Source organism: Catenuloplanes atrovinosus (assembly GCF_031458235.1).
GTDB classification, from domain to species: domain Bacteria; phylum Actinomycetota; class Actinomycetes; order Mycobacteriales; family Micromonosporaceae; genus Catenuloplanes; species Catenuloplanes atrovinosus.
Genome location: NZ_JAVDYB010000001.1, coordinates 2609936 through 2629569, shown reverse-complemented (window position 1 = coordinate 2629569; position 19634 = coordinate 2609936). Strand labels below are relative to the sequence as shown.

Here is a 19634-nt window from a genome sequence, read left to right as displayed (position 1 = left end):
CGCCGTCAGGCGCTCCGGTGCAGCTCGGATCGCACGGCGCTCGCGGCCGTCGCATAGGTGTCGATGTCGAGGACCCCGTCGTCCACGAGCCTGATGCCGAACTCCTGTTCCAGCGCCACGATCAGCGACATGTGGCCGAGGGAGTCCCAGTTGCGGTGCTGACCGAACGCCAGCGTCGTGACATCGATGCCGGACGGCAGATCGAGGCCGGTTCGGAACGCGTCCGCGAGCCTGCGCTCGAATTCGGCCTCGTTGCGATCCGGACCGGGATTACCAGGGTTCGGGGGCACCATGTTCCTCTCTCCTACCGCGGCGAAGATACCGACGCGTCGGTTCGCCACATCGACCAATGGAGACAAAGCGCGAGTGAAGGACGGCCGCGCCGGGCACAGCATTCCTCGGCCGCCATTAGAAGAATGGACGTAATAGCAAAATTCAAGGCACCGAACGGGGTGGCACAGCGACTAGGATTCAAAGGGAAGCACGATTCGCCACACCGCCCCGTCGATCGTCGCGCCCCGCCCACACAAGTGCCACCGCAGGCCTCGCGAAAGGAACGTAGCAACTTCCCTTTCTTGCCGTCAAGGGCGCTACAGGCCCCACAATGCCCATCCGGCGGACTCCACTAATAGGTCGCCGAGCAGGCCGAACACCACATCGGCCGGCTGGTGGCCGCGGCGCCGGATCAGGGCGAATGCAATGACCACCGGCGATGTGGCCACGGATGCGGACATCAGGGGCGGGCACCGGCCCGCATCCGCCCCATCCACGTCATCAGGCTTCCGAGCAGCGGTTTTGCACCGTCGACTCGGTCCGACGAGGCGTCCGGCACCACGGCGCGACCCTCGCCCCACCGGCCGGCGCCACCGCCCGATGGCGTGCCGCGTCGGCCCCAGCGGTCACGTCACCCGGGGTGGAGCGCACGATGCTCGGGCTTCGCCGCAGTCAGCAGCATAGGTTGAAATCGATAGCGCCGGAAGCGCAACATTGGCATCCGTCACCACGATGACGCTAGGCACGATCGTCCGACCACTGTAGAGTGCTGAGCATCTGCAAACCAGATGCGGTGCCCCCTGGGCCGAATCTCACTGCCACTGCCATGCGCGATAAGCGCCACCTCACCCTGCCGGCGGCAGGGACCGACCCAACCTTTCCGCCCCGGCGGCAACGGCGCGTTCCGGGGCGACACGTTCACGACGCTCACCGATACCAGTGCACGTGGGAATGTGTGAGCTGCGGATACTCGTCGCGGAAGGCCAGGAACGATGCCACACCCTGAGCTCAGCGCCCGGATAGCCGCATTGCGCGCGGTATGGGCGGAAACCCTCGCGTTGGTGCCGGACGACATCGCCGACACTGACGACTTCTTCGAGCTCGGGGGCGACTCGCTGCTGGCGCTCGAGGCGGCGACGGAGTCCCGCAGAGCGGGCCTGGAGATGCCGGCCTCCGGTGTGCTGCGACGACCCGTCCTGGCCGACCTGGCCGCCGCGGTCATCGACCCGGCCCTGTTCGCCCTGCCATCCGGCGCCGACAGCGCCGTGACCACCGAGAGGTCCTGATGCCCCGGTCATCGCGCCGCCCCTCCCTGAAGATGCTGCACCGCCTCGGCATGATCCGCAACGAACAGGCCGAGGACCGCCTGGTGAACCCGGACCAGGTCATGTGGGCGGTACGGGTGGACGGCGAACTCGACCTGGCCCGCCTGGCGGACGCATGGGACCTCCTCCAACGTCGCCACCCGGTGCTCGGCAGTTCCTTCGACCTCGCCAACGACCACTGGCACATCGAGGAGCCGGTACGCACCGCGCTCACCCTGTCACGGCTCCCCGCTTCCTCCAGGACGCCACAGCATGCGACGGATGAACTGGCCACGGTGCTGCGCGCACCGTTCGACCTCACGCGCGGGCCGCTGGCGAGGTTGCACGCGATCCCGGTCGACGACTCGACGACCCTGCTGGGCATGGCCGCCGACCACATCGCCTGCGACGCGTGGAGCGCTCACATCCTCATCGTCGAGCTGTGGAGTCTCTACCGCGATCCGCACGTGACCCTGCCGCCGATCCGGGTCACCTTCCCGGATCTGGTGGAGCAGGAGAACGCGTGGCTGGAGACACCCGCCGGAGTGGAGACGGTGGAGCAGCGGATCGCGATGCTGAAGCCGATCGGCCCGCAGCCGCCCGCACCGATCCCGGGGCAACGCTTCAGCGGCGCCAACTACGCCCGGGTTCACCGCCATCGCTTCACCGTGGACGCCGACACCTTCGCTCGGCTGCAGGGAACCGGGATGCTGCGTGGCCTGACCCCCTCGGTCCTGGCCCACGCGGCGCTCGCCGGTGCCCTGCATGAGCTCACCGGTGCGGAGGACGTCGGCACCACCCTGGCGGTGGCCAATCGCCCGAGCCGATCACTGCACCGGACCCAGGGCTGGCTGGCGGACAACGTCGTGGTGGCGACCCACGCCGACGACGTCCGCCGGCCCGCGTTCATAGCCGGTTTCGGTGAGGCCTTCGCCACCGCGCTGGACTTCTCCCAGGTGTCGCTCGGCGTATTGATCAACCGCATGGCTCCGGAGCAGTTCGGCAGGCCGAGCCCGCATCCCACGGCGGCGTTCAACCCCGGTGCCACGCTGGAGCAGCGTTTTCCCGCGGAGCCGGTGCCCGGCCTGACCATGACGGAGCTGCCGATGTCGGACGGTTGGGGCTACCGGACCGTCGTGGTGCACGGCGCGGAGTCCGACGCGGGTCTCCAGGTCCGCATCTCGGTCAAGGACCGCTGGTTCGAGGCCGGGGCGGCGACCGCGCTCGGCGAGCGCATGCGCGAACTGCTCGAGACCTGGGCCACCGCTCGATGACGCTGAGCGCGAGAATCATGGGACTCACCTGGCCCCGCCGATCATCGAGCCCGCACGTGAGCCAGTTCGGATCTCCCGTTCGCGGGCCGGACGGCGTCCACCTCCGCCGCGGTGCCGAGTACGAGTGGTGCGTGCGCCACCGCGGCGAAGGCATGCAGTACACCATCCACGAGCGGCCCGGCCTGCTGCGCCGTGGGGATATCGCGGCACTGTCCCCGCGTCAGCACCTCATCGTCGACTCCGGCGCCGAGAAGTACGGACGCGCGCTGGCCCAGGAACTCACCGACGCGGGCGTGCACAATTGGCTGTACGTCGTGGACGGCGGTGAGGGCTGCAAGAGCACGGACGAGCTTCATCGCCTCGCCGACGCCGTACAGGCGAACGCGAAGCGCCGCGACCTCGTCGTCGTGGTCGGCGGCGGCGCCGTCGCCGATCTGGGTAGGTGCGTCGCGGCCTGGGTCTGGAAGGGCATGCCGCTGGCGATCATCCCGACCACGCCGACCGCGTACGTCGACGCCAGCATCGGGGTCAAGGGGGCACTCAACCGCGGCCGGAAGAAGAACAGCGTCGGCGTCTACTTCGCGCCGCTGTACGTGGGCCTCGACCTCGCACTGATCCAAGGGTGCTCGGCAGACACGCTCCGCGCCGGGCTCATGGAGATCATGAAGATGGCCGTCATCGACGGAGGGGCGCTCTGGGAGAACCTCGAACGCTCCGCCCAGGAGATGCTCGAGACGGGGTTCCAGAGCGCGTCATCGCTCACCGTGACACGGCTGTCCATCACCTCGATGCTGCGGCATCTCCAGCCCAACCTGCGGGAGCATCAACTCAACCGGCAGGTCGACCTCGGCCACCTGCTGGCGACGCCGCTGGAGATGCAGGGCCTGCTGCCACACGGGATCGCGGTGGGCATCGACATCGCCCTGATGGCCGAGTACTCGACCGTGCTGAGCCTGCTGCCGCCGAGCGAACGCGATCGGATCCACGCCGTCATCCGGAGCGTCGGCTCGCCGGTATGCCATGAGCTCATCCAGCCAGACCTGGTCATCGACGCGATGGACGCCGTCAGCCGGCAGCGAGGGGGCGTTCTGAACCTTCCGGTGCCCGAGCGCATCGGCAAGGTTCGCGTGCACCAGCGGGTCGAGGTGGCCGCCGTACGGGAGGCCATAACGCGGCTGCACGCACGCCGGCGAGCGGACGAGGTACCCAGGAACGCCGCGAATCCCGCGACGCACTGAGGCCCGTCGAGCCGGACGTCGACGCGCTTCCCGCACCGACACGGCTCGCGCCGGAACGGGACCGCCGCTGCGGTCCTAGGCCGCGGTGTGGCCCTGGTGGTGCACCAGGCCCTCGCCGATCGCCAGCCGGGTCAGCTCCGAGCGGCGCCGCTGCCCGGTCTTCTCCCTGATCCGGTCCAGGTGCGACCGTACGGTGCGGACGCTGATCGTCAGTGCGCGGGCGATGTCCACGTCCCGCTCGCCGTGCGCCAGCAGCGCGAGCACCTGCCGCTCCCGCTCGGTCAGCACCGTGCGCGGTGCCGGCACCGGAGCCGGCGCGTGCAGCAGCCGCGCCGCCAGCGTGGGGGACACGTACTGACCGCCCGACGCCACCTGGCGCAACGCCGCCGCGATCTCCGGCACGTCCGCCGACTTGGTCAGGAACCCGCGCGCGCCCGCCGCCAGCGCGGCCTGCACGTCCGTGCGCGTCGCCTGCGTGGACAGCACCAGCGGCCGGTACCCGGCCTCGGCGACCGCGAGCACCGCCCCGGCGCCGCCCCTGCCCGGCAGCTGCGTGTCCAGCACCACCACGCCGTGCGGCGCCCGGTACGCGAGGAACTCGTCGACCGACCCGGTCAGCGGCCCGCGGACCAGCTCCGGCACCTCGTCGATCACGCCGGCGAGGGCCTGCCGGAACAGCGGGTGCTGCTCGATGACGGACACCGTGGTGGTCATCGCCGTGACTCCTGCCGTGCGGCCTCGACGGACAACTCCGGCCCGGTGGGCAGCAACGTCATCAGCGACTCCTCCAGAATCGTGGCCGCGACGCCGTCGTAGCCGAGCGCTCCGGCCGCGTCGTCCCCGGCGATCGGGTGGCGGACCCCGCGGTCGCCGACCAGGAACGTCTGCTCCCCGTCCCCCGCGGTGACCAGCAGGCCGCTGCCGGGCGGCAGCCAGACCGCGTCCGCGGCGGACGCCTGGTTCTCCGGTACGGGCAGCGCCCGGGCGCCCGCGGGCAGCGGCGGGTCGGCGGCGGTCCAGGTGGTGCCGTCCGCGGTCGCGCAGACCAGGACCGCGAGCTGATCCGGTGGCACCGGCGCCGGGAGCCGCGCCGGATATCCGGGCGTCTCCGCTCGCCGCTCCACCAGCCCGGACACGGCGATGTCGGCCGCCGGGGTCTCCAGGGCGCGAGGTTCGCCGTCCGGGTACGCGGACCGGTTCGCCGGGTTGCCGACCAGCAGCGCGGCCTCGGTCTCGGTGATCGGGCGCAGGGCGCTCGCGGTGACCAGGTAGTAGCGGGCCTCGCCGCCGACATCCTCGGTGCGCAGCACCTGGCCCGATCGGGCACGGCCGTCACCGACACGCGGTCCGGGCGCGCCGGGGTCGTCCGCGGCGAGCAGCTCCAGCGGCGGCCCCTCCGGAATGGCGTCGAGCCAGGACCGGGTGACCGGGCGCGGATCGACCGCGTCGTAGCCGAGCGCCACGGCCGCACCCGACCGCAGCGGCAGCCGCCGGCCCGCGCTGATCACGTGGCGGGCGCCGTCGGGTCCCTCGACGATGAGCGCCCTGTCACCGAGTCGCTCGGGCGGAGGCTCCTGCCCGCCGATGACCAGCACCGTTACCGGCGTTCCCGCATCCGCGGCGCGGACGCTCCGGGCGACACCGTCGACGTCGACTCCGCCATCACCATCGGCGCCGTTTCCGGCGTCGCCGTCGGGCGAATTCCCGGCGCCACCGCTGGTGTCTTTTCCGGCGCCACCGCTGGTGTCGTTTCCGGCGCCACCGCTGGTGTCGTTCCCGGCGCCACCGCTGGTGTCGTTCCCGGCGCCACCGCTGCTGTCGTTCCCGGCGCCACCGCTGCTGTCGTTCCCGGCGCCACCGCTGCTGTCGTTCCCGGCGCCACCGCTGGTGTCGTTTCCGGAGGCTGCGGCTGCCGCGTCTCCGGCGGCGCCTTCAGCGGCGTTATCGGTGGCGTCGCCGCCGGCGGCGCCCTCGGCGTCGCTCGGCGTGACCGGTTCCTGGCCGGGGCCGGTACAGACCGCCCACGGGCCGGTGATCAGGCGGTCGCGGGCCGGGATCGAGGACGGCGCGCCCGGGATTCCCAGCGGCAGCCCGCGCGGCGCGTCCGCCAGCTTCGCGGCCGGGATCGTGACCGTTCGCCCACCGCCGACCAGGAGCCGCGCGGACGCGTTGTTGAGCACCGGATGCAGCAGCCCGTCCGCGCCGAGCACGAATCCGGCGCCGGACTCCTTCTCGATGACGATCTGGCCCGGCTGCCGCCAGTCCACGCCGCTACCTGGCCGAAGCACCGAGTACACCAGCACCGCGACCGCGGCGAGCAGCGCCGCACCGGCACCGGAGGCCGTGGCGAGCACCGTGCGACGGCCCGGTGCCACCGGATGGTTCGCATCTCCGAACTGCAGCGCCGAGACGATCCGGCGACGCAGGAATCGGTAAGCCTGAAGCTGATCCCGCTGCGTCCACATCGCGTTCTCCCGTAACCGATCCCGTTCTACGGCTACTCCGTACAGATCGCGAAAACGGTTCACGGGTTTTTTCGACCATGGGCACGCCCGCCCTCGGCCGGCACGTCCCGCCCCGGCCGAACACATCCCGTCCACATCGCCGCACCAGCGATCGAACCATCGAGAACGTGCCGCTTCGACCACCGCCCGCGCCGACCGATGAGACACGGCGGTGCGGTCGCGGCTTGCTTTCAGTGGCCGGCCATCCCGAAGGCAGCCGGTGCCCGAGGCGGCGGATGCCCCAGGCGACCGGCTCCCAGGCGACCGATGCCCCTGGCTACCGATGCCCCTGGCTACCGGCGCCCTGGCTACCGGCGCCCTGGCGACCCGCGCCCCTGCTGGCCGACTCCGCTAACGGCCGGCACCGGGCGACCGGACCGCAAGGCGACCGGACCGTAAGCCGACCGGACCGTAAGCCGACCGAACCGCAAGGCGACCGAACCGCAAGCCGACCGAACCGCAAGCCGACCGAACCGCGGGGCGACTGGAGCGCGGGGCGACTGGAGCGCGGGGCGACTGGAGCGCGGGGCGACTGGGGCGCGGGGCGAGTGGGGCGCGGGGCGGCGTCAGCCGACGAGGGTGCCGGCCAAGCGGTAGAGGTCCAGGACGGCGGCGGCGATCGGGATCAGGGTGAGGACCGCGACGAAGTCGGCGGCGTCGAGGGCACGTGCCCAGTACGGCGACGGCGGGCGGCGCCCGGCGCGCACCGCGAACCAGGCGCAACCGGCACCGGCCAGCACGGTCGCGGCGCCGATCAGCGCGGGGGTCACGGCGCCGCCGGTGGTGATCGCGCGCGTCGCGGCGGTGGCCAGGACCGCGGCGCCGCCGAGCAGCAGGACCAGGTGCGCAGCCACGGAGCGGAAGCCGCGGCTGCGCACCAGCAGCGCGGCGCCGGCCACGGCAGCGAGCAAGATCCCGGAACGTGACCCGGTGAGCGAAAGCACCAGTGCACCAGCCGCCACGATCATGACCTGGGCGGCCAGCAGCGCGGTCAGCGCCGACTCCGCGGTGCGGGCCGGGCCGGCCGTCTCCGCGGCCGTGCGGGGTTGTTCGGAGGCGCGGAACGCCTCCATGTCGGCCGGGACCTCCGGCGCGGGCACGCCGGCGAGCCGGAGCGCGAGCGCGGGGAACGCGGGTCCGAGCGCCACGGCCAGCACCACGGTCACCGCCGCCGCGGCGGCCGGGGTGACGCCGCTGATCAGCACGGACGCGGCGGCGGTCGCGCACGCGGCAGCGGCACCGGCGGCCACCGTGAACCAGGATCGATGCCTCGGCAGCAGGGCCGCGGCCAGGGCGGCGGCACCGGCGGCCGCGGTCAGTCCGCCGGCGAGCGCGGGCGGCTGGCCGCCGGGCAGCACCAGCCGGTACGGCAGCGCCAGCACGGCGGCCAGCAGCACCGGCGGCCCGGCGGCGGCCAGCGCGGCGCCCACGCCGGGAACGTCACGGCGGGCGAGCAGGTATCCGGCGAGCGGCAGCAGCGCGCCGAGCAGCGCGGCCACGAACGGCCCGAACGGCGGGTACGCGGCCACGGCGGCGCCGGCCGCGCCGAACGCCACGGTAGCGGCGGCCGCGGCGACACGGCCGGCGATCGCGCGGTTCCAGCGGCCGGGTGCGCCGTCGACGGCGCCGGCGATCGCGTCGACCGGGTCGTCGAAGATCAGTGGCGGTGCGGCCGGGTCGTCCGGGACCAGGTGCAGCAGGTCGCCGTCGCGGATTCCGGCCGAGGCCACGGTCGCCTCCGCGGGCAGCGGCTGCCCGCCGAACCGGCACAGCACCCAGGCGTACGCGTCGCCGTCCGTACCGGTGAGCCGCCGCAGGATCGGGATGAGTTCCGCGACCGTGCACTCGCCCGGCAGCGCCAGGTCCACCCGGCACCGCTCCCCCGCCACCGTCACCCGCCGCGGCAGCCCCATCGGCGCCTGCCACGGCGCGGTAGGCGGCGCCCCATTCCGTCCGCTGTGGACCACCACCGGCGCCGGCCGGTGCGCGGGTGCTACCGGAACCGGCGGCTGCGCGCCACCGGGGAACGGCGGCGCCGGGAACGTGCCCCCGGGAAACGGCGGCGGCGCGGCCATCGGAACGACAGGATAACCACCACTGCTCATGTCGGGTTCCCTTCCCGGCCACGCCCAGCGCGCCGTGATCCGGTGCGGGCCGGGCCGCGTCGCCCGCCGCCTGGTCCGGCATGGTGCTGCGCGAGCGATTGCCGTCCTGAGCACCCGCTCAGGACGGTGTCCACCGGCACGCCGTGGCCCCGGCGTGAGCGGCACGAAGACTCGCCGGCACGCCGGCCCATGCCGAACCTCACCGGCCTGCCAACGCCACGGCCCGACCGGCGCCGCACCGCACGCTCGCTCATGCCGGACCTCCCCGCACGTCGCGGTGTCCGTGTGGCCGGCCCTGCTGAGGATTCGCTCGCACGCTCACTCATGCCGGACCTCCCCGCACGCCACGGTGTCCGTGTGGCCGGCGCTGCACTGACGATTCGCTCGCACGCTCACTCATGCCGGACCCCCCGCACACCGCGGTGTCCGTGTGGCCGGCCCTGCTGAGGATTCGCTCGCACGCTCACTCATGCCGGACCTCCCCGCACGCCGCGGTGTCCGTATGGCCCGCGCTGCACTGACGATTCGCTCGCACGCTCGCTCATGCCGGACCCCCCGCACGCCGCGGCGTCCGTATGGCCGGCCCTGCACTGACGATTCGCTCGCACGCTCACTCATGCCGGACCCCCCGCACGCCGCGGCGTCCGTATGGCCGGCCCTGCACTGACGATTCGCTCGCACGCTCACTCATGCCGGACCCCCCGCACGCCCCGGTGTCCGTATGGCCGGCGCTGCACTGACGATTCGCTCGCAAGCTCGCTCATGCCGCGCCGTCCAGCAGGGGGGCGAAGGCTGCCTCGTTCGCGGCGGTGAGGCGGCGGAGGCCGTCGTTGACGGCGGCGGTCACCAGGGTGCCGACCGTGGCGGCGTCGTAGCGGCGCAGGACGTCCGGGTCGATGCGGATCTCGGTGAACTCGCCGGCGCCGGTGAGGAGCGTGACGACCTCGCCGTTCGGGGCGTACCCGGTGATCCGGGTCTGCTCCAGCTCGCGCTGCAGCGCGGCGATCCGCGCGTTGTTCTCCCGCACCCGGTGCAGCGTGCCGTCGAGTTCCGCGCGCAGCCGTTCCATCTCGTAGTGGGTCTCGGTCTCCATCGTGTGGTCCCTTCCCTCAGTCCTGCTTGCTCAGCAGCGTGCGCAGCTGGTCCGCGACCGTGAGCAGCTGCGTGGTCACCTGCGCGATCCGGACCAGGCCGATCGTGTCGAGCTGGGCCTTGTGCGCCTCCACGGTGGCGGTGAGCGAGGCGGTCACGGAGCGGGCGAGCGCGCGGGCGACGGTCTGGCCGTGCGGATGGGCGAGCAGGCTCCGGACCGTCGGGTTGGTGGCGCCGACCACTGTGCGGTACGCCGTCTGCGCCTGGGTGAGCGTCGTCGCCGCGTGCGTCGTCTCGGTCTGCAGCGTGCCGACCAGCGTGAGGATCGTCTGGAACGCGTCCAGCACGGCCTTGAGCTTCTCCGCCGCGCCGTCGGACGCCGCACCGGCCGGCCACGCCTGCCGCAGCGCGGTGCGCGCGCCGCCGACCTTCTCCATCGCCTCGGTGATCTTCTGCACGCCGGTGATCAGCTGGGTCAACTGCGCCAGGATCTGCTGCGGCTGGCCGCCTTCCAGCTTCGGCAGCAGCAGCGTGCCCGGCCCGCGCCCGTTCGCGGCCGTGTCGATCGCGCTCGAGTCGGGGTACGTCATCTGCGCACCGCCGGGATCGCGGGCAGTTCGGCGACGGTCCGGGCGTACTCCTCGGCGACCTTCCGGTCCCCCTCGGCGTAGGCGCGGGCGCTGTCGCGTACCCGTGTGGTCAGCAGTTTCAGCACCGCCTGCATCGCGGCCAGCGTGGCGGCGAGCTGCTGCTGCGCGGTGCCGGCCGCGGTGCCGGCGGTGTTGCCGAGCACGCCGTAGCCGGCCGCCGGCGAGGCCAGCGTGGACAGCTGCCTGATCGCGCCGCCGATGTCGGTGGTCAGCCCGCCGAGTTGCTCGACGACGCGCAGCACCTCGGGGACGGACACCTCGTACCGATCGCTGGTCCTGCCGGAGGCGGCGGTCTCGCGGACGGCCGCAGATTCACTCGCTCCCTCGGTCATGCCATCGACGGTAGGGATACCGTAAGCCCTGGTGAACGGCGTTATTACCCACGCCGTACCGGTGGAAATGCCCATGGCGGCGGCTGGTCCGCTCGCCCACCGTGGAGTCATGCGGGCCACCGAGACGGAGATCGTGCTGCAGGCCCCGCCGGAGCTGCCGAGGGCGGCGGGCGGCGGCGGTACGCAGCAGCTGCTGTTCATGCTGCCGATGACGATCGGCATGGGTGTCATGGCGTTCGTCTACATCGGCCGGTCGAGCGGCAGCGGCCTGATCGTCTTCGGTGTGCTGTTCGCGATCGTCATCGTGGGCGTGCTGGTGATGGGCCTGTCCCGGCACGGTGCCGCGAAGCGCGCACAGATCAACGACGAGCGGCGCGACTACCTGCGCTACCTGGACGGGCTGCGCACCCGGGTACGGGAGGCGGCCGACCGGCAGCGCGCGGAGACCACGGCGGCGCTGCCCGCCCCGGAGACGCTGCCGCAGCTGGCCGGCACGCCCCGGATGTGGTCGCGCCGGCCGGGTGACGCCGCGTTCGCCCGGGTCCGGGTCGGGCTGGGCCCGCAGCGGGCCGCCGCGGCGCTGCGCGCACCGCAGACCGCGCCGCTGACCGACCTGGATCCGGTCTGCTCGACGTCGCTGCGGCACTTCATCCGGGCGCACGCGACCGTGGAGGGGCTGCCGGTGGCGGTGTCGCTGCGCGCGTTCAGCCGGGTGAGCGTCACCGGTGACCCGGCCGCCGCGCGGGATCTGGTGCGCGCGATGGTCGCGCACCTGGCCGTGCTGCACGGCCCGGACGAGCTGCGGATCGCGGTCTGCACCGGGCCGGAGCGGGTGGCCGAGTGGGGGTGGGCGAAGTGGCTGCCGCACGCGGCGCACCCGTCCCGGGCCGACGCGGCGGGACCGGCGCGGATGTTCGCGGTGGACGCGGCCGGGCTCGGCGAGCTGCTGGCCGCGGACCTGACCGGGCGGCCGCCGTTCCAGCGCGGGGCCGGCGCACCGGCCGGCGCGGCGCACGTGGTGATCGTGTCGGACACGGACGCGTATCCGCTGCCGGGCGAGGACACGGCCGGCGTGACCGTGCTGCACGTGACCGCCTCGGCGTCGCGGGCACCGCACGCGCTGGAGCTGGTGGTGGCCGCGGACGGGCGGCTCGGCATCGGCGGCGAGCGGACCAGGCTGGTCGGCGCGCCGGATCGGCTCGGCCCGATCGGCGCGGAGGCGATCGCGCGGGCGCTGGCGCCGTGGCACCACCCCGTGTCCGCCGGTGCGGGCGGCACCCGCGCGGTCGCGGCCACGTTGCCGGATCTTCTCGGGCTGGTGGAGCCGTGGCCGCACGCGCTGCCGGTCCGGCGCGGCCGGGACCGGTTGCGGGTGCCGCTCGGGCCGGGCCCGGACGGTACCCCGGTGGAGCTGGACCTGAAGGAGTCGGCCGAGGGCGGCATGGGCCCGCACGGGCTGGTCATCGGCGCCACCGGCTCGGGCAAGAGCGAGCTGCTGCGCACGCTGGTCACCGGCCTGGTCGCCACGCACTCGTCGGAGACGCTGAACCTGGCGCTGGTGGACTTCAAGGGCGGCGCCACGTTCACCGGGATGACCGGGCTGCCCCACGTCTGCGCGGTGATCACGAACCTGTCCGCGGAACTGAGCCTGGTCGACCGGATGGGTGACGCGCTGCGCGGCGAGCTGGTGCGGCGTCAGGAGCTGCTGCGCGCGGCCGGGAACTACGCGTCGGTCCGGGACTACGAGGCCGCGCGCGCGTCCGGCGCCGCCCTGACCCCGCTGCCGTCGCTGCTGGTGATCATCGACGAGTTCTCCGAGCTGCTGTCCAGCCGGCCGGAGTTCACCGAGCTGTTCGTGATGATCGGGCGGCTCGGGCGCAGCCTCGGCATCCACCTGCTGCTGGCGTCGCAGCGGCTGGAGGAGGGCCGGCTGCGCGGGCTGGACAGCCACCTCAGCTACCGGATCGGGCTGCGCACGTTCTCGGCCGCGGAGAGCCGCACCGTGCTCGGCGTGCCGGACGCGTACGAGCTGCCCGCCGAGCCCGGCGGCGGCTACCTGCGCGCGGACACCACCTCGCTGCACCGGTTCAAGGCCGCGTACGTCTCCGGCCCGCTGACCGGCCGCTCGGCGGCGGCACCGCGCGCGGCCCGGCCGGTGCGCTTCGGCCTGGACCCGGTCGCGGTGACCGAGCGGCCCGCGCCGGTCGTCACGCACGACGTGTCCACCATGGACGCGCTGCTGGACCGGCTGGCCGCGCACGGCCCGGAGGCGCACCGGATCTGGCTGCCGCCGCTGGACGAGTCGCCGTCGCTGGCCGACCTGCTGGCGCAGAGCCCGGGCGGCGGCCTCGGCGTGCCGGTGGCCGTCGTGGACAAGCCGTTCGAGCAGCGCCGTGACGCGTTGCGCGTGGACCTGTCCGGCGGCGCCGGTCACTGCGTGGTGGTCGGTGCGCCGCAGAGCGGGAAGAGCACGCTGCTGCGTACCCTCGTCTCCGCTCTGGCTCTGACCCACACGCCGCGTGACGTGCAGTTCTTCCTGATCGACCTGGGTGGTGGCGCGCTCGCCGCGCTGGACGGCCTGCCGCACGTGAGCGGCGTCGGGGTCCGCCAGGACGCGGAGCGCTGCCGCCGCGTGGTCGCGGAGGTGACCGGGCTGCTGACCGAGCGCGAGGCGCTGTTCCGCGAGCACGGCATCGACTCCGCCGCCACGTTCCGGCGCCTGCGCCCACCGGCCCCGGACGGCCGCGACTTCGGCGACGTGTTCCTGGTCATCGACGGCTGGGCGGCGCTGCGCCAGGAGTTCGAGCCGCTGGAGGAGGCGGTGCAGACCATCGCGGCGCGCGGGCTCGGCTTCGGCATCCACGTGGTGCTCTCCGCGAACCGCTGGATGGAGCTGCGTCCCGCGATCCGCGACATGCTCGGCACGCAGCTCGAACTGCGGCTCGGCGACCCCGCCGACTCCACGGTGGACCGTCGTGCCGCCGCGGCCGTGCCGGAGCGGCCCGGGCGCGGCCTCACCCGGGACGGGCTGCACTACCTGGCCGCGCTCCCCCGCCTCGACGGCGACCCGGCCGCGCTGGTGGCCCACGTCGCCGCGTCCTGGGACGGGCCGCCGGCGCCGCCGGTGCGGCTGCTGCCCCGGCTCGTCCCGGCGGAGACGCTGCCGGCCGACGGCGGACGCGGCGTGCCGATCGGCCTGGCCGAGCAGGATCTCGCGCCGGTGCGCCTGGACTTCGACGCGGACCCGCACCTGATCGTGCTCGGCGACACCGAGTCCGGCAAGACCGGGCTGCTGCGCCTGATCTGCCGCGGCATCGCGGCCCGCTACCCGCAGGAGCAGGCCGCGATCCTGGTCGCCGACTACCGGCGCGGGCTGCTCGAGGCGGTCACCGGCCGGCACCTGCTGGCGTACGCCGGCACCGAGCCCGCGCTGCGCTCCGCGGTCGCGGAGGTGGCCCGGGCGATGCGGGCCCGCCTGCCCGGCCCGGACGTCACCGCCGACCAGCTCCGCCGCCGGGACTGGTGGCGCGGGCCCGAACTGTTCGTGGTCGCCGACGACTACGACCTGATCGCCACCCAGCAGGGCAACCCCCTCGGCGCGCTCACCGAGCTGCTGCCGCAGTCCCGCGACATCGGCCTGCACCTGATCGTGGCCCGCCGGACCGGCGGCGCCTCGCGGGCCATGTACGAGCCGGTGCTGCAACGGCTGCGCGACCTCGGCACGCCCGGCGTGCTGCTGTCCGGCGCGCGCGAGGAGGGTGCGCTGCTCGGCGGCGTCAAGACCGTGCCCCGCCCACCGGGGCAGGGCGTCCACGTGGCCCGGCGTGGCGGCGCGTCCGTCATCCAGGTCGCGTGGGCACCATCCGATCACATCGAAGGGAGCTGACATGGCCGGGACCGGCTATCAGAGCGACGCGGCGGCGATGGCCAAGGGCGTCGCCGGGTTCGAACAGTCCGCGCAGGACGTGCGGACCGCGATGGACGCACTGGAGACCGAGCTGCGCGACCAGTTGCAGCGGTACCAGGGCGCGCAGGCGCAGGCGTTCTGGCAGGTGCACAACCGGGTCAAGGAGAGCATGCTCGCCGCCGGGCGGGAGCTGACCACCATGTCCGAGCTGGTCCGCACCAGCGCCACCAACTACAGCGCCGGGGACGACGAGGTCGCCTCGGACATCGGCGGCCTCGAGGGCGAGGCCGCCAGCCCGATCTTCAACCGCCTCAGCGGCAACTGACGACCCATCCGACGGTACGGACGAAGGAGTACGGCCGATGGCCCCCTCAGACATCATCAACGTCGAGTTCGGCGCGCTGGACAGCGCCGCGCAGTCGCTCACCACGAAGGCCGGCGCGCTGAACACCGCCATGGACGCGCTGCAGACCTCGCTCTCCCCGATCAAGGAGACGTGGTACGCCTCCGGCAGCTCCGCCGGTGAGGCCGCGCAGGCCTCCGAGACCCGGCTGCGCACCGCGATCGCCGACGTCATCGAGGTGATCAACCGGTTCTCCACCAAGGTCAGCAACGCCAGCGTGATCCAGCGGGACCTGGAGAACCGCAACCGGGACCTGTTCGCCTGACGGCCGCGCGCGGCGCCGCCCGCCCGGCGGCGCCGCCGGCCCCCACCACCGAGAGGAGGAGACCGTGACCACCGACGGCTACCGCGTCGACCCGGGCGCGCTCGAGGCGTACGCGGCGGCGCTGACCGGCGCCCGCGACGCGGTCCGGCACCCGGCCGACCGGCTGGCCGCGCTCGCCGCGGAACCGCCCGCGCCGGGCGCGTTCGCGGAGGCGCAGGCGCTGCTGGAGCAGCACACCGCGCTGGTGCGGCGCATGCAGGGGCTGACCCAGGCGGTCGCGGTCGCGCTCGGGTTCGCCGAGGAGGTCACCGGCGCGATCGCGGCCGGTTACCGGGACACCGACCGGGCCGTGGCCGACACCTACCTCGGAACGGTCTGAGCCGGTGCGGACGCCACTGTGGACCGACTTCTCCCGCTGGACGCACGAGGAGCTGATCCGGGCGCTGGCGGCGGCCAACCCGTACGTGATGCGCGCCGCCGCGGACACCTGGGCCGTGATCGCGGCGGCGCTGCACGAGCTGGCCCAGGACATCACGCCCGCGGACGCGGACTGGACCGGCCCGGCCGCGGACCGGCACCGCCGGATGACCACGGAGCTGGCCGGCGGCACCGGTACGGTGGCGGCCGCCGCCGCCGAGGTGCGGGACCTGATGTACGCGGCGGCGGAGGCGCTCCAGCGCGCCTGGACCACGATGCCCCCGGTCGGCGGCACCGCCGCGCACCGCCAGGCGGTGCTGGTCATGGCCGGCCTGGCCGAGCGGTACCTGGCCATCGCGGGCGCGATGCACACCGCGCTCGGCCGGCTGCCGGCCGACCCGGCCGCGCCGGAGACCGATCCGGTCACCGGCGCGCCGGTGACCGGGCGGGAGCCGCTGTTCGGCGGGCTGATGCCGGCCGGGCTCGCCGCCACGGCCGCCGCCGCGGCGGCGCGGAGCACTCCACCGGCCGCCGGCGGCCCCAGGCCGGCCGGCACCGCGAGCGTCCCGGCGGCCCGCTTCGGCGGGGGCGGCGGTGGCGGGGGCGTGCCCGGCCTGTCGCTGCCCACCGCGCCGTCGACGTCCGGGCTGCCGTCGTCGCCGGCCACCGCGGCCGTGTCCACCGCGTCCGCCGTCGCGCCCGGCGTGGCCGCCGCGACCGGTGGCGCCGCCGCGGGTGCGGCGCGCGGCGCGATGCCGCCGATGATGCCGGGCGCCATGATGGGCGGCGCGCCGGACGGCGGCGGCATGGGGCGGCGCGTGCCGCCGTGGCTGGTGGACACGCAGGACGTCTGGGGCGAGACCTCCGTGATCACCTCGGCCGTGATCGGCGAGGACGGCGTGACGTAGGTCGCTCAGGTTCAACTGTGATACTTCGCGCGGACGTGGGCGCGGCGGGCGTCGCGGCGGAGGACTTGGGGGACGCGCGGCATGACGGTGGAGCTCACGGCGCCCGCGCCGGCACGGACGCGGCCGCGCGCCGGGTGGCGGCGGGCCTGGGTGTGGCGGGTGCTCACGGCCGTGGCCGGCGGGGTCGTGATGGACCTCGGCTTCCCGGGCCTGGGCTGGTGGCCGCTCACGCTCGCCGGGGTGGCGCTGGTGCTGGCGGCCGTCGACGGCCTGCGGTTCCGGTCCGCCGCCGGGCTCGGGCTGCTCGCCGGGATGGCGTTCTACCTGGTACACGTGTCGTGGAGCGGGCTCTACCTGGGCCCGGTGCCGTGGATCGCGCTGTCCGCGTCGCAGGCGGCCAGCTTCGCGGTCGCCTGCGGGCTGATCGGCGTCGCGTCCCGGCTGGCCGGCTCCGCCGCCTGGTACCCGCTGCTGGTGGCGGGCCTGTGGCTGGCCCGGGAGGAGTTCGCGTCGCGCTGGCCGTACGGCGGCTTCTCCTGGGGGCGGGTCGCGTTCTCGCACAGCGAGGGGCCGCTGGCGCCGCTGCTGTCCTGGGTGGGCGCGTCCGGGCTGTCGTTCGTGCTGGTCGCGTTCGCGGCGGCGGCGTTCCAGCTGGTCCGTACCGTGATATCGGGCCGTCTCTCCGGGACCCGCGCGATGCCGGTGGCCGCGGCGGCCGGCTGGACCGCGGCGGCGAGCGCGCTGGCGCTGGTGCCGCTGGCGCACGTGCCGGCGACCGGCGAGATCACCGTGGCCGCGGTGCAGGGCAACGGGCCGGCCGGGTACTTCGCGGAGCGGGAGCGCGGGGACCTGCTCGACGCGCAGGTGCGCGCCACCGCGCCGCTGGCCGGCCGGGACATCGACGTGGTGGTGTGGCCGGAGGACGGCGCGGACGTGGACCCGCTGCGCTTCGCCGAGGGCCGCGTCCGCATCCAGCAGCTCAGCGAGTCGCTGGACGCACCGCTGGTGTTCGGGACGATCACCAAGCGTGATGGGCAGTTCTACAACACCAGCCTGGCGTGGGAGCCGGGCGCCTCCACCGCGGTGGACTACTACGACAAGAAGCGGCCGGTGCCGTTCGGCGAGTACGTGCCGGACCGCGCGTTCTACGCCGCGCTCGCGCCGAGCCTGATCGGCCTGGTCGCCCGCGACTACCTGCCCGGCACCCGGGAGGGCGTGCTGGAGGTCTCCGGGCTGCGGCTGGGCTCCGCGATCTGCTTCGACATCAGCGCCGACGACGTGATCAGCGATCTGCCGGTACGGGGTGCGCAGCTCATCCTGGCCCAGTCCAACAACGGCGACTTCGGCACCACGGACGAGAGCGTCCAGCAGCTCGCCATCGCCCGGGTCCGCGCCATCGAGACCGGCCGCGACGTCGTCAACGTCTCCACGGTCGGGACCAGCGCGATCATCGCGGCGGACGGCAGCACGATCGACCGGCTCCCCACGTTCCAGGCCGGCGCCATGGTGCAGACCGTGACGCTGCGTGACGGGCTCACCCCGGCCACCCGGCTGCGCGGCGTGCTGCCGCTCACGCTGGTGTCCGCGTCGCTGCTGACGCTCGCGGCGCTGGCGCTGATCCGTGCGCGGCGCGGGCGCGTGTCGTGAGTGTTGCCCGCGGATTTCCGGCGCGATAGGTTCGGCGTATCGACGCACCTCGCTACGACCGGGGAGTTCCCGCATGGCCGCGCTCAGTCGCCGTACCGTCCTGACCGCCGGAGCGGGTGCCGCCGCCGGCCTGGCCCTGCCCGGCGCGGTCGCCGCCTCGCCCGGCACCGCGGTGCGGTTCCGGGTGGACGCGCGAACCCTGGACGGCGGCGAGCAGGTCACCTCGCTCACGCTCGACACCCGGCGGTTCGGGCCGATCGACCCGGCCTCGCTGAGCCCGGGCACGTTCCGCGTGCACGTCACGGCCACCAGCCCGCTGCCGAACACCGCCGGGCTGTACGACCTCGACCGCACGGTGACCGCGGTCCGGCTCGACCGGCGCGGCGACGTCGTGATCGAGCTCGCGCACGGCGAGGGCGTGCCCGGCGGCGGCACGCTCGGCTGGGTGCTCGACCGGGGCCGCAACGTGCTGCTCGACCTCGACTACACGATCACGCAGCTCGCCCCGTTCCGGCGGCGCCACGGCCGGCCGGTCACGATCACCGAGTTCGCGCAGGGGCGGCTGGCCGACCCCGAGGTGGACGCGTTCACGTACCACCGGTCCCGCTCCGGCATGAAGTACCGGCTGTTCTCCCCGCCCGCGCGCGCCGGGCGCCGCCCGCTCGTGGTGTGGCTGCACGGCGCCGGCGAGGGCGCGTCGCTGCCGGACGGCTACTACGACAACGAGACCACGCTGCGCGCCAACCGCGGCGCGCTCGGCTTCGTCACGCCGGAGGCCCAGAAGATCTTCGGTGGGGCGTACGTGGTCGCGCCGCAGAGCACGTCGTTCTGGATGGAGGACGGCGACCGGTTCGCACCGCTGATCCGCGAGATCATCGACGAGGTGGCCCGCCGGCACCCGGTCGACCGCTCCCGCGTCCACGTGGTGGGCGCCAGCAACGGCGGCTACATGAGCCTCAAGATGACCACGGTCTACCGCGACCTGTTCGCCTCGTCCGTGCCCATCTGCGGCGTGGTCCAGCCCATCGGCGGCCCCACCGCCCCGCCGCTCATCCCCGACGCCGAGCTGGCCGCGATCACCACCCCCACCTGGCTGGTCACCTCGCTCGACGACCCCACCGTCCCGCCAGGGCCGAACACGGTGCACGCGGCCGAGCTGATCCCCGGCGCGCTGACCACGCTCTACGACGAGGTCGTGTGGAACGGCTACCACTTCAACGGCCACTGGTCCTGGATCTACGTGGCCCGCAACCACCCGCGCATCGACGGCGTCAGCATCTGGGAGTGGATGGCCCGTCAGCGGCGCCGCTGACCC

At 74.1% G+C, this 19634-nt stretch carries 18 protein-coding genes; 10 read left to right on the top strand and 8 right to left on the bottom strand.

Annotated elements, in window-relative coordinates; genetic code table 11:
* Positions 1–5: 5 nt before the first annotated feature.
* Both J2S41_RS11800 and J2S41_RS11795 read right to left on the bottom strand, forming a co-directional pair.
* Entirely contained in the window at positions 6–293 is a 288-nt protein-coding gene (locus J2S41_RS11800; protein WP_310366704.1) for an acyl carrier protein, read from the bottom strand.
* Positions 294–590: 297 nt separating this feature from the next.
* A complete protein-coding gene (locus tag J2S41_RS11795; RefSeq protein WP_310366701.1) occupies positions 591–734 on the bottom strand; it encodes a hypothetical protein in 144 nt (47 codons plus the stop codon).
* A 531-nt stretch (positions 735–1265) separates the two neighbouring features.
* Here J2S41_RS11795 and J2S41_RS11790 point away from each other — a divergent pair.
* The 3 genes from J2S41_RS11790 to J2S41_RS11780 all read left to right on the top strand — a co-directional run bounded on the left by J2S41_RS11790 (position 1266) and on the right by J2S41_RS11780 (position 4089).
* Positions 1266–1559 (top strand): phosphopantetheine-binding protein, encoded by a 294-nt coding sequence (locus tag J2S41_RS11790; RefSeq protein WP_310366700.1) that lies wholly within the window; start codon positions 1266–1268, stop codon positions 1557–1559.
* 116 nt (positions 1560–1675) lie between these two features.
* Positions 1676–2851: a condensation domain-containing protein gene (locus tag J2S41_RS11785; protein ID WP_310366697.1), complete on the top strand. Its 1176-nt coding sequence runs from the start codon at positions 1676–1678 to the stop codon at positions 2849–2851.
* 56 nt (positions 2852–2907) lie between these two features.
* Complete coding sequence (locus tag J2S41_RS11780; RefSeq protein WP_310366694.1) at positions 2908–4089, top strand: iron-containing alcohol dehydrogenase; 1182 nt, start codon at positions 2908–2910, stop codon at positions 4087–4089.
* Between the two features lie 75 nt (positions 4090–4164).
* On the opposite strand, the gene J2S41_RS11775 is transcribed toward J2S41_RS11780, so the two are convergent.
* From J2S41_RS11775 to J2S41_RS11750, 6 genes are all read right to left on the bottom strand, one after another.
* Complete coding sequence (locus J2S41_RS11775; RefSeq protein ID WP_310366692.1) at positions 4165–4803, bottom strand: LuxR C-terminal-related transcriptional regulator; 639 nt, start codon at positions 4801–4803, stop codon at positions 4165–4167.
* Positions 4800–6554 carry a type VII secretion protein EccB gene (locus J2S41_RS11770; protein ID WP_310366689.1) on the bottom strand — a complete coding sequence of 585 codons (1755 nt, stop codon included), beginning with the start codon at positions 6552–6554 and terminating at the stop codon, positions 4800–4802. The genes J2S41_RS11775 and J2S41_RS11770 overlap by 4 nt, the downstream gene beginning before the upstream one ends.
* Before the next feature lie 605 nt (positions 6555–7159).
* Positions 7160–8506: a type VII secretion integral membrane protein EccD gene (gene eccD / locus J2S41_RS11765; RefSeq protein ID WP_310366686.1), complete on the bottom strand. Its 1347-nt coding sequence runs from the start codon at positions 8504–8506 to the stop codon at positions 7160–7162.
* A 952-nt stretch (positions 8507–9458) separates the two neighbouring features.
* A complete protein-coding gene (locus J2S41_RS11760) occupies positions 9459–9791 on the bottom strand; it encodes a YbaB/EbfC family nucleoid-associated protein (protein ID WP_310366684.1) in 333 nt (110 codons plus the stop codon).
* A gap of 16 nt (positions 9792–9807) precedes the next feature.
* Entirely contained in the window at positions 9808–10380 is a 573-nt protein-coding gene (locus tag J2S41_RS11755; protein ID WP_310366681.1) for a hypothetical protein, read from the bottom strand.
* Positions 10377–10772, bottom strand: coding sequence for a hypothetical protein (locus J2S41_RS11750; RefSeq protein ID WP_310366679.1), 396 nt, complete (start codon positions 10770–10772; stop codon positions 10377–10379). The genes J2S41_RS11755 and J2S41_RS11750 overlap by 4 nt, the downstream gene beginning before the upstream one ends.
* Positions 10773–10881: 109 nt before the next feature.
* Here J2S41_RS11750 and eccCa point away from each other — a divergent pair, with 109 nt between their 5' ends.
* From eccCa to J2S41_RS11715, 7 genes are all read left to right on the top strand, one after another.
* Positions 10882–14658 (top strand): type VII secretion protein EccCa, encoded by a 3777-nt coding sequence (gene eccCa / locus J2S41_RS11745; protein WP_310366676.1) that lies wholly within the window; start codon positions 10882–10884, stop codon positions 14656–14658.
* Between the two features lies 1 nt (position 14659).
* Entirely contained in the window at positions 14660–15004 is a 345-nt protein-coding gene (locus J2S41_RS11740) for a WXG100 family type VII secretion target (RefSeq protein ID WP_310366673.1), read from the top strand.
* A 37-nt stretch (positions 15005–15041) separates the two neighbouring features.
* Entirely contained in the window at positions 15042–15347 is a 306-nt protein-coding gene (locus J2S41_RS11735) for a WXG100 family type VII secretion target (RefSeq protein ID WP_310366671.1), read from the top strand.
* Positions 15348–15411: 64 nt separating this feature from the next.
* Entirely contained in the window at positions 15412–15726 is a 315-nt protein-coding gene (locus tag J2S41_RS11730; protein ID WP_310366668.1) for a hypothetical protein, read from the top strand.
* Between the two features lie 4 nt (positions 15727–15730).
* Positions 15731–16672 carry a hypothetical protein gene (locus J2S41_RS11725; protein WP_310366665.1) on the top strand — a complete coding sequence of 314 codons (942 nt, stop codon included), beginning with the start codon at positions 15731–15733 and terminating at the stop codon, positions 16670–16672.
* A gap of 81 nt (positions 16673–16753) precedes the next feature.
* Complete coding sequence (gene lnt / locus J2S41_RS11720) at positions 16754–18319, top strand: apolipoprotein N-acyltransferase (protein ID WP_310366661.1); 1566 nt, start codon at positions 16754–16756, stop codon at positions 18317–18319.
* A gap of 73 nt (positions 18320–18392) precedes the next feature.
* Positions 18393–19631: a prolyl oligopeptidase family serine peptidase gene (locus J2S41_RS11715; RefSeq protein ID WP_310366658.1), complete on the top strand. Its 1239-nt coding sequence runs from the start codon at positions 18393–18395 to the stop codon at positions 19629–19631.
* Positions 19632–19634: the final 3 nt, after the last annotated feature.

Coding starts and splice junctions, on each gene's coding strand:
- J2S41_RS11800 (WP_310366704.1), bottom strand. CDS start 293: ATGGTGCCCCCGAACCCTGGTAATCCCGGTCCGGATCGCAACGAGGCC.
- J2S41_RS11795 (WP_310366701.1), bottom strand. CDS start 734: ATGTCCGCATCCGTGGCCACATCGCCGGTGGTCATTGCATTCGCCCTG.
- J2S41_RS11790 (WP_310366700.1), top strand. CDS start 1,266: ATGCCACACCCTGAGCTCAGCGCCCGGATAGCCGCATTGCGCGCGGTA.
- J2S41_RS11775 (WP_310366692.1), bottom strand. CDS start 4,803: ATGACCACCACGGTGTCCGTCATCGAGCAGCACCCGCTGTTCCGGCAG.
- J2S41_RS11770 (WP_310366689.1), bottom strand. CDS start 6,554: ATGTGGACGCAGCGGGATCAGCTTCAGGCTTACCGATTCCTGCGTCGC.
- eccD (WP_310366686.1), bottom strand. CDS start 8,506: ATGGGGCTGCCGCGGCGGGTGACGGTGGCGGGGGAGCGGTGCCGGGTG.
- J2S41_RS11760 (WP_310366684.1), bottom strand. CDS start 9,791: ATGGAGACCGAGACCCACTACGAGATGGAACGGCTGCGCGCGGAACTC.
- J2S41_RS11755 (WP_310366681.1), bottom strand. CDS start 10,380: ATGACGTACCCCGACTCGAGCGCGATCGACACGGCCGCGAACGGGCGC.
- J2S41_RS11750 (WP_310366679.1), bottom strand. CDS start 10,772: ATGACCGAGGGAGCGAGTGAATCTGCGGCCGTCCGCGAGACCGCCGCC.
- eccCa (WP_310366676.1), top strand. CDS start 10,882: ATGCGGGCCACCGAGACGGAGATCGTGCTGCAGGCCCCGCCGGAGCTG.
- J2S41_RS11740 (WP_310366673.1), top strand. CDS start 14,660: ATGGCCGGGACCGGCTATCAGAGCGACGCGGCGGCGATGGCCAAGGGC.
- J2S41_RS11735 (WP_310366671.1), top strand. CDS start 15,042: ATGGCCCCCTCAGACATCATCAACGTCGAGTTCGGCGCGCTGGACAGC.
- lnt (WP_310366661.1), top strand. CDS start 16,754: ATGACGGTGGAGCTCACGGCGCCCGCGCCGGCACGGACGCGGCCGCGC.
- J2S41_RS11715 (WP_310366658.1), top strand. CDS start 18,393: ATGGCCGCGCTCAGTCGCCGTACCGTCCTGACCGCCGGAGCGGGTGCC.